This is a genomic window from uncultured Jatrophihabitans sp., from assembly GCF_964252635.1.
GTDB lineage: Bacteria > Actinomycetota > Actinomycetes > Mycobacteriales > Jatrophihabitantaceae > Jatrophihabitans.
Genome location: NZ_CAXUNP010000045.1, coordinates 21,902 through 30,367, shown reverse-complemented (window position 1 = coordinate 30,367; position 8,466 = coordinate 21,902). Strand labels below are relative to the sequence as shown.

Genomic DNA, 8,466 nt, shown 5'->3' with positions numbered 1-8,466 from the left:
ACCCAGCCCTCCGCCGGGCGCACCCCGCCCGCCGCCGGGCGCGACGGCGCGGCCGCGCGCAGCCGGACCAAGCAGCGCACGACCTCCGAGTCGGTGGCCAAGGGCGCCGAACTGGCGCGGGCACGCGCGAAGGCCAGCAAGTCCCGGCGTACCGGCGTCTAGTGCCGACCGCTCTCGTCACCGGCGCCAGCTCCGGGCTCGGCGCCGAGTTCGCCCGCCAGCTCGCCGCGGCCGGCTGGGACCTCGTGCTGGTCGCCCGCGACGTCGACCGGCTGGAGACCGCGGCGGCCGAGGTGCGTGCCGCCCACAAGGTCACCGTCGACGTGCTCGCAGCCGACCTCGTCACCGACGACGGCTGCGCCCGGGTCGCGTCGCGGTTGGCGGCCGACCCGCCGATCGGGGTGCTGGTCAACAACGCGGGCGTGGGCACGTACCGCGCCTTCGGCGAGGCGGAACTCGAAGCCGAGGAGCAGCAGCTCGACCTCAACGTCCGCGCCGTCCTGCGCCTCACCCACGCAGCGGTGACGGCCATGCGTCCTCGCGGTGATGGTCGGGTCGTCAACGTCTCGTCGGTGGCGGGTTTCGTCCCGCGCCCGGGCAACGTCACCTACTCGGCGAGCAAGGCGTGGGTGACGATATTCAGCGAGGCGCTGTCGTTGCAGCTGGCCGGGTCGGGCGTCAGCGTCACCGCCGTGTGCCCGGGGTTCACCCACACCGAGTTCCACGAGCGTGCGTCGGCCGACATGTCCTCGGTGCCCGAGCGCATGTGGCTCGACGCCCGGGACGTCGTGCGCGAGGGCCTGGCCGACGCCTTCCGGGGCGCACCGTTGTCGGTGCCGTCGAAGCGGTACAAGGCCCTCGTCGGCGTGGCCGGCGCCCTGCCCCGTCCGGTGCTGCGCGCGATCATGGCCCGTCGGGGCATGTAGCGCGCCATGAGCCGCACGCCCGACTACGCCCGTGAGTTCATCGAGTTCACGCTGACCCACGACGTGCTGCGCTTCGGCGAGTTCACGCTGAAGTCCGGCCGTGTCTCGCCCTACTTCTTCAACGCCGGGCTCTTCAACACCGGTGAGCGGCTGGCCGCGCTCGGCCGGTACTACGCGGCCGCGATCATCGACGCGGGCGTCGAGTTCGACGTGCTCATGGGGCCGGCCTACAAGGGCATCCCCATCGTGTCGGCGACCGCCGTGCAGCTCAGTGAGCAGTTCGGCCGCGACGTCCCGTGGGCGTTCAACCGCAAGGAGCCCAAGGACCACGGCGAGGGCGGGTCGATCGTCGGCACGCCGCTGCACGGCCGGGTGCTGCTCGTCGACGACGTCATCACCTCCGGCGCCGCCATCCGCGAGGTCATGTCCGTCGTCGACGCGACGGACGCCACGCTCGCGGGTGTCGTCGTGTCGGTCGACCGGCAGGAGCGCGGCACCGGGGAGTTGTCGGCCATCCAGGAGGTCGAACGCGACCGCGGTGTGCGGGTGCACGCCATCGCCACCCTCGACGACATCGTCGAGTACCTGCAGGCGGACGCGGCTGCACACACGGACGCGACCGATCGGCTCGAGGCCATGCTCGCCTACCGGGCGCGGTACGGCGTCTCCGCCTGACCGTGACACCCGAGCCGCCGGCCGAGCCGCCGGCCGCGGTCGAGCCGGTGGGGGTCGGCCCGTACCCGCCGCCCTGGCCCGAGGACGAGCGGCTCGATCCCGACCTGCTGCGCGACGGCGACCGTCGCAACGTCGCCGACCGCTACCGGTACTGGAGTGTCGAGGCGATCGTGGCCGACCTCGACACCCGACGGCATCCGTTCGCGGTGGCCATCGAGAACTGGCAGCACGACCTGAACATCGGCACCGTCGTCCGGACCGCCAACGCCTTCCTGGCTCGCGAGGTCATCATCGTGGGGCGGCGCCGCTGGAACCGACGTGGGGCAATGGTCACCGACCGGTACCAGCACATCGGCCACGTGGCGTCGGCGGCCGAGCTCGCCGACCACGCCGTCGCCCGCGGTTACGTCGTCGTGGCCGTCGACAACCTGCCCGGTGCCGTGCCGCTCGAGTCGACGTCGCTGCCCACGAACGCGCTGCTGCTGTTCGGCCAGGAGGGGACCGGCCTGTCCGACGAGGCGCGGGCGGCGGCGGCGACGGTGTGCTCGATCGCGCAGTACGGCTCGACGCGCTCGATCAACGCGGGCGTGGCGGCCGGGATCGCGATGCACGCCTGGATCCGGCAACACGCCGCGCCGCCGCCCGTCGGCTGACCCGGATCAGTCCTGGGTGCGCAGGTAGCGGCCGAAGTGCGGCACGGTGAACGCGATCCGGCCGCGTTGGCCGGAGTACACGAGGCCCTTCTTCAACAGTCCGTCCCGTGCGGGGGACAGCGACTGCGGCGGCCGGCGCAGCGCCTCGGCGACCGACGCGGTCGGCACCGCGTGGTCGGGGGCGTCGGGGTCGGCGACGTCGGCCATCGCGCGCAGGTACTCGCGTTCGGCGGGCGTCGCACGTTCGTAGCGGGAACCGAAGAACCCGACGGCGAGTTCGCCGGCCGCCTCCGGCGCGGCCACGGCGACGTCCGCCGCCCCGACCGGCGAGCGCGGAGCGACGTCCCACGCCGCCTTGCCGTAGGCCTGGATGAAGTAGGGGTAGCCGCCGGTGACCTCGTACATGGCGGCCAGCGCCTCGTCGGTGAAGTCCGCGTCCTCGTCCTGGGCGGGTGCGCGCAGCGCGAGGTCGGCGGCGCCCCGGTCGAGCCGGTCGATGCGGGCGTAGCGGAACAGCCGCTCGGAGTAGGACTTCGAGGCCGACAGGACCGCCGGCAGGTGCGGCAGCCCGGCCCCGACCACGACGAGCGGCAGCGACTGCTGGGAGATCTCGTGGCAGGCCGCGCACAGCGCCGAGACGTCGTCGGGTGCGAGGTCCTGCATCTCGTCGATGAACACGGCGACGCCGTGCCCCGTGTCGCCGGCCAGCCCGGCGACGTCGGTGAACAGCTCGACCAGGTCGATCTCGATGTCGCCGGAGTCCGCGCGGCCGGGCACGGCCGGTACGTCGATGCCCGGTTGCCAGGGTCGCCCCTTCGACGCGGTGGCCTTCGCGCCGGCTGCCTCGCGCTGCGCGAAGGACTTGATCACGCCGAGGACGTGGTCGGCCTCGTCCTCGCGCCGCCCGGCCAGCTCGCGCACCGCGAGATGCAGGGCGGCGGCCAGCGGGCGCCGGACGGCCTGGTCCGGTCGGGCCTCGAGCTTGCCGGTGCCCCAGCCGCGGCGCACCGCGGCCGAGCGCAGGGCGTTCAGCAGGACGGTCTTGCCGACCCCGCGCAGCCCGGTGAGCACCACCGAGCGCTCGGGCCGTCCGCGCGAGACCCGCTCGAGCAGGACGTCGAAGGTCTGCAGCTCCGCGTCGCGTCCGGCGAGCTCGGGCGGGCGCTGACCGGCTCCGGGGGCGTAGGGGTTGCGTACGGGGTCCACGATCGGACTGTATCGGGATGTCTAGCGAAATCAGCAGATAACGCCAGAGAACGCGATCGTGTCGCCCGTCAGGCGCTGGGCGCGGTCAGGATCTCGGCGCCGTCCTCGGTGACCACGACCGTATGCTCCCACTGCGCGGCCCATGAACCGTCCTTCGTGAGCACCGTCCAGCCGTCGTCCCACATCACCCAGTCGTACCCGCCGAGGGTGAGCATGGGTTCCACGGTGAAGGTCATGCCGACCTCGATCGGAGTGTCCGCACGCGGCTCGTCGTAGTGCAGGATCGTCGGCTTGGTGTGGAAGCTCGGCCCCACGCCGTGGCCGGTGTAGTCGCGCACCACCCCGTAGCCGAAGCGCCGCGCGTAGGACTCGATGACCCGCCCGATCACCGACACCGGACGGCCCGGGCGGACGGCGCGGATGCCACGGAGCATGGCCTCGCGGGTGTGCTCACCGAGGTCACGGACCTCCGGCGCGACGTCTCCGGCGTAGTAGGTGGCGCAGGTGTCGCCGTGCACGCCGTCGACGAACGCCGTGATGTCGACCTTGACGACGTCGCCGTCGTCGAGCGGGCGCGAGTCGGGGATGCCGTGGCAGATGACCTCGTTGACGCTCGTGCACAACGACTTGCGGTAGCCCTTGTACCCGAGCGTCGACGGGTAGGCGCCGTGCGCGATCAGGTACTCGTGACCCACGCGGTCGAGCTCGTCGGTCGTCACGCCGGGGGCGACATGCCGGCCGACCTCGACGAGCGCGTCGGCGGCGATGCGTCCGGCGACCCGCATCCGCGCGATGGTGTCGGCGTCCTTGACCATCGGGTCGTCGTGGTCCGCCGGGGTGCCGGGGCGGCTGTCGACGTAGAACGGCCGAGCGATCGAGGCCGGTACCTCCCGCCGCGGCGAGATCCGGCCCGGCTCCAGGGGCGTGCTGACGGTCATCGGTTCATTGTGCTCCGCCGGCGGCCCATTGGTACCTCGGTCAGCCCTTGGTCAGCGGCACGTCATGATGTGGACGCGGTGGTCGCGGGCGGACGTGAACGCGACGCGGCCGCCGTCGGTGATGACGCGGGTCGGTGCGTTGGACGGCGCGAGTTCTGCGGGCATGCGCACGCGTGCCCCGCGCGCCGTGATCAGCCACGGACGGTCGAGATCGACCACGAGATCACCACGGCGCCCGACGATGTCGACGAAGGTGTTGCCGCCGTCCCATCCGCTGACCAGGCCGCTGTCGATGATCGGTCCCGGAGCCGTCGAGTTCGACACCGTCCACGCGTACACGCCGTCGTTGCTGCTCGCGTAGAAGGTGTGCAGCCCGGCGCCGGTGATGTAGATCCACCGCGACTCGTATCTCTCGGACGTGAGCGGTGCCGACCGCAGCTCGTGCACGGCGCCGGACGCCGTCCGGACCGTGGCGTAGCCCGCGGCGCTGGTCCAGGCGATGTCGCCGGCACGGTCGGCGGCTCCTGGCGCTCCCGAGTAGCCGAGGTCGGCGATGACCCGGTAGTGCGCCGACGCCCGTGACCAGGCGACGACGTAGACGTGCGGGTGCGACAGCCGGCCGGTGGCCGCGTACCCCACGATCTCGCCTGCGTCGGTGACGCTCTGCGCTCCCCATTCCTTCCAGCCGGCCGCGTGCGACAGGTAGTGCCTCGTGCGTCCCCTCCAGTAGACCCCGTAATTCGGTATCTCCGAGAGGTAAGTCGTGTGCACGCTGGTGCTCTCGACGTTGGCGACAACCTCGGAACTCGTCGTGACCCCGACGACGTGGACCGAGCCGAAGGGGTCGAAGGCGGTGTCGCGGTACCGGTAGCGCGCGAGGACGGTCCTGGGATGCCCGCGGCGCAGCGTGTAGACGTAGAAGTCACCGGTGACGTCGCGGTAGATGACCCCCGCCCACAACCCGTTGCGATAAGCGGTGACATCGGCGAAGTCCCCGGTCGTGGCGGACGGGTGGGGTGACGCTCCGAACGGCAGCTTGGTGAAGATCGCCTTGCTGGTGCTGCAGGTGGCCTTGACGACCTTGGTCGTGCGGGTCGGGGAGTCCGCGCCCGCCGAGCGCACGAAGTACTGCGTGTCCGCCGTCTCGCGGAACGAAGTTGCGTATCGGCCGCTGGCGTCGGAGCGCCGCAGGGCCCGGTGCGACCAGGTGGCCGTCCCGGCGTGCCGTTCGTAGAACTCGACGGCTTGCGACGGCTGCGGGGTGGTTCCGCGCACCGGCACGGTCGCGTAGTAGCGCGCGACGGTCGGCCCGTTCAGGGTGGGGGGCGAGGTGGCGCCCGCAGCCGACGTGGCCGGCACGGCAGACGCGGCCGACGCGGGCAACGCCAGGGCCACGCCGACGACCAGACCGACCCGGCGAAGGACCGAACGACGCATGACTGCTCCCGTGGCGGTTCACGAGCCGCGTCCCGGCCGGTCGTGATCGACTGCGGCCAGCGAAGTATGCCGTAGCTCGCAGGACATGACGAGGCCCCGGACGCAGGGAGCGTCCGGGGCCTCGGGGTCGTGTTCGGTGTTACGGGCGGCCGAAGTCGCAGGTCAGCCAGACCTTGTGGTGGGTGCGGTCGATGTAGACGTCGATGCCCATCTGGGTGAAGTTCTTTTGGAGGATGTTGCGCTTGTGGCCGTCGTTCGGGGCCTTCTCGTTGTACATCATGTGCTCCAGGGCGCGGACCCCGCCGAGGCTGATGTCGCCGTTGTAGCCGATGTTCTCGCCGGCCCAGGTCCACTTGTAGCCGGCGCGGGAGACGCGGGTGCCGAGGTAGGCCTCGCCGGGCAGCTGGTGGGACATGGTGTTGGCGCGGGCCATGGCCAGGTTGTGGGCGTGGCCCGAACGGATCAGCTTGGAGTTCATCGTCAGCGGGCGCAGGTGGTGGGCCTGACGCTCGGCGTTCAGCAGGCGACCGACCGAGCGGGCCCAGGCGGCGCCGACGGTGGCGTCGTGGCGGGAGTACCTGCTCTTGGCCTGGGCGCCGCCGGCGTTCAGCAGGCCGGCGAGGAGGGCGATCGCGACCAGGGTGGCAACGACGACGAGGGGGCGGCGGCGTCGTGCCGAGCCGGTGGCGACGGCGTCCGTGCTGGGGAGGGAGGTGGTGTCCATGATGACCGTCCGAGGGTTCGAGAGAGGCTGTGTCGGATGAACCCCCGCGGTTCATGTCTGCCGCTCTTCGCTGCAGCGGCCGACAGTCCGGGTATGCCCGGGACCAACGTCCCTCTAACACAAACCACACACGAATTGCCCGTCCGGCCCTTGACAGGCCCGGTGACGGTCAGGGTGTGTTCTAGACCTCGAGCACCATCGGCACGAGCATCGGGCGGCGCCGGTACTCGCGGTCGACCCAGCGGCCGACGGTGCGGCGGACCAGGTGCTGCAACGAGTCGGCGTCGCGGGTGCCGTCGGCAACGGCCTTCTCGACGACCTCGATCAGCTCGGCGCGGATCGGGTCGAGTGCCGACGGGTCGTCGCTGAAGCCGCGTGAGGTGATCTCGGGGCCGTACACGACCCGGCCGGCCTCGACGTCGACGGCCACCAGGATGGACAGGAAGCCGTCGTCGCCGAGGATGCGGCGGTCCTTCAGCGTCGAGTCGCCGATGTCGCCGACCTCGAGCCCGTCGACGTAGACGTAGCCGACCGGGATCTTGCCGGTGATCGTGGCCAGCCCGTCGACGAGATCGACGACCGTGCCGTCCTCGGCGAGCATGATCCGATCGTCGGAGAGACCCACCGAGCGTCCGATCGCGGCGTGCGCGCGCAGGTGTCGCCATTCGCCGTGCACCGGCATCAGGTTCGTCGGCCGCACCGCGTTGAGCAGGTAGCGCAGCTCGCCGGCCGGGGCGTGGCCGGACACGTGCACCAGGGCCATCGACTTGTGGATCACGGTGGCGCCGAGGCGCGACAACCCGTTGATGACCTGACCGACGGAGGTCTCGTTGCCGGGGATGAGCGAGGACGCCAGCAGGATCGTGTCGTCGGACGAGATCGAGATGATCTGGTGGCTGCGGTTGGCCATGCGCGACAGCGCCGACAGGGGCTCGCCCTGAGACCCCGTCGAGATGAGCATGACGCGTCGCGACGGCAGTTCCTCGGCCATCTTCAGGTCGATCATGACGCCGTCCGGCACGTGCAGCAGGCCCAGTTCGCGGGCGATCTGCATGTTGCGCACCATCGAGCGCCCGACGAGGGCGACGTGCCGCTCGGCGGCGACCGCCGCGTCGAGCACCTGCTGGACACGGTGCACGTGGGAGGCGAAGCAGGCCACGATGATGCGACCCGGGGCCTTGGCGATGACGTCGGCGACGACCTTGCCGACGTCGCGCTCGGAGGGGATGAACCCGCCGACCTCGGCGTTGGTGGAGTCGGCGAGCAGCAGGTCGACGCCCTCGTCCCCGAGGCGTGAGAAGCCGGGCAGGTCGGTGAGCCGGTTGTCCAACGGCGTCTGGTCCATCTTGAAGTCGCCGGTGTGCAGGACGGTCTGCTCGCCGGCGCGGATGGCCACGGCCAAGGCGTCGGGGATGGAGTGGTTGACGGCGTAGAAGCGCAGGCCCCAGCCGCCCAGCTCGACGGCGTCGCCCTCGACGACCTGGCGCAGGTCCGCGGTACGTCGCAGCTGATGCTGGTCGAGCTTGGCCGACACGAGCGCCAGCGTGAGCCGGGAGCCGATGACCGGGATGTCCTTGCGATCGCGCAGCAGGTACGGCAGCGCGCCGATGTGGTCCTCGTGGCCGTGCGTGAGCACGACGGCGTCGATGTCGTCGAGACGGTCCGCGAAGTAGGACCAGTCCGGGAGGGTGATGTCGATGCCCGGGGAGTTGGTCTTGCCCAGCAGCATCCCGCAGTCGACGATCAGCAACCGGCTGCGTCCACCCGCCGGGGAGTACTCGAAGACGGTCATGTTGCGACCGATCTCCTTGATCCCGCCGAGGGCCACGACCCGCAGGCCCCCGGGTACGAGCGCGGGCGGCTGCGACAGGCCCGACTTCTGCTCCGACGTCACTCCCTGAGGCTAT

General features: G+C 71.3%; 8 protein-coding genes. 3 read left to right on the top strand and 5 right to left on the bottom strand.

All coding sequences use genetic code 11. The features are described from left to right. The first annotated feature begins 161 nt into the window (after nucleotides 1-161). From ACFFCA_RS16675 to ACFFCA_RS16665, 3 genes are read left to right on the top strand one after another with little or no spacing between them, the layout of a single operon-like run. Nucleotides 162-926: an SDR family NAD(P)-dependent oxidoreductase gene (locus tag ACFFCA_RS16675; RefSeq protein WP_375486803.1), complete on the top strand. Its 765-nt coding sequence runs from the start codon at nucleotides 162-164 to the stop codon at nucleotides 924-926. Nucleotides 927-932: 6 nt separating this feature from the next. Then, a complete protein-coding gene (pyrE, locus tag ACFFCA_RS16670) occupies nucleotides 933-1,601 on the top strand; it encodes an orotate phosphoribosyltransferase (RefSeq protein ID WP_375486801.1) in 669 nt (222 codons plus the stop codon). Then, a complete protein-coding gene (locus tag ACFFCA_RS16665; protein ID WP_375486807.1) occupies nucleotides 1,598-2,254 on the top strand; it encodes a TrmH family RNA methyltransferase in 657 nt (218 codons plus the stop codon). Before pyrE ends, ACFFCA_RS16665 begins: the two co-directional genes overlap by 4 nt. Before the next feature lie 6 nt (nucleotides 2,255-2,260). Here ACFFCA_RS16665 and ACFFCA_RS16660 read toward each other — a convergent pair whose 3' ends face one another. The 5 genes from ACFFCA_RS16660 to ACFFCA_RS16640 all read right to left on the bottom strand — a co-directional run bounded on the left by ACFFCA_RS16660 (nucleotide 2,261) and on the right by ACFFCA_RS16640 (nucleotide 8,453). Further along, nucleotides 2,261-3,460 carry an ATP-binding protein gene (locus tag ACFFCA_RS16660; protein WP_375486799.1) on the bottom strand — a complete coding sequence of 400 codons (1,200 nt, stop codon included), beginning with the start codon at nucleotides 3,458-3,460 and terminating at the stop codon, nucleotides 2,261-2,263. A gap of 68 nt (nucleotides 3,461-3,528) precedes the next feature. Then, on the bottom strand, nucleotides 3,529-4,398 hold the full coding sequence (map, locus tag ACFFCA_RS16655; RefSeq protein ID WP_375486797.1) for a type I methionyl aminopeptidase: 870 nt from the start codon (nucleotides 4,396-4,398) through the stop codon (nucleotides 3,529-3,531). A gap of 51 nt (nucleotides 4,399-4,449) precedes the next feature. Then, on the bottom strand, nucleotides 4,450-5,835 hold the full coding sequence (locus ACFFCA_RS16650) for a hypothetical protein (RefSeq protein WP_375486795.1): 1,386 nt from the start codon (nucleotides 5,833-5,835) through the stop codon (nucleotides 4,450-4,452). A 139-nt stretch (nucleotides 5,836-5,974) separates the two neighbouring features. Further along, nucleotides 5,975-6,559 carry a CAP domain-containing protein gene (locus ACFFCA_RS16645; RefSeq protein ID WP_375486793.1) on the bottom strand — a complete coding sequence of 195 codons (585 nt, stop codon included), beginning with the start codon at nucleotides 6,557-6,559 and terminating at the stop codon, nucleotides 5,975-5,977. Nucleotides 6,560-6,740: 181 nt separating this feature from the next. Next, entirely contained in the window at nucleotides 6,741-8,453 is a 1,713-nt protein-coding gene (locus ACFFCA_RS16640) for a ribonuclease J (RefSeq protein WP_375486791.1), read from the bottom strand. Between the last annotated feature and the right edge of the window lie 13 nt (nucleotides 8,454-8,466).

Coding starts and splice junctions, on each gene's coding strand:
- pyrE (WP_375486801.1), top strand. CDS start 933: ATGAGCCGCACGCCCGACTACGCCCGTGAGTTCATCGAGTTCACGCTG.
- map (WP_375486797.1), bottom strand. CDS start 4,398: ATGACCGTCAGCACGCCCCTGGAGCCGGGCCGGATCTCGCCGCGGCGG.
- ACFFCA_RS16650 (WP_375486795.1), bottom strand. CDS start 5,835: ATGCGTCGTTCGGTCCTTCGCCGGGTCGGTCTGGTCGTCGGCGTGGCC.
- ACFFCA_RS16645 (WP_375486793.1), bottom strand. CDS start 6,559: ATGGACACCACCTCCCTCCCCAGCACGGACGCCGTCGCCACCGGCTCG.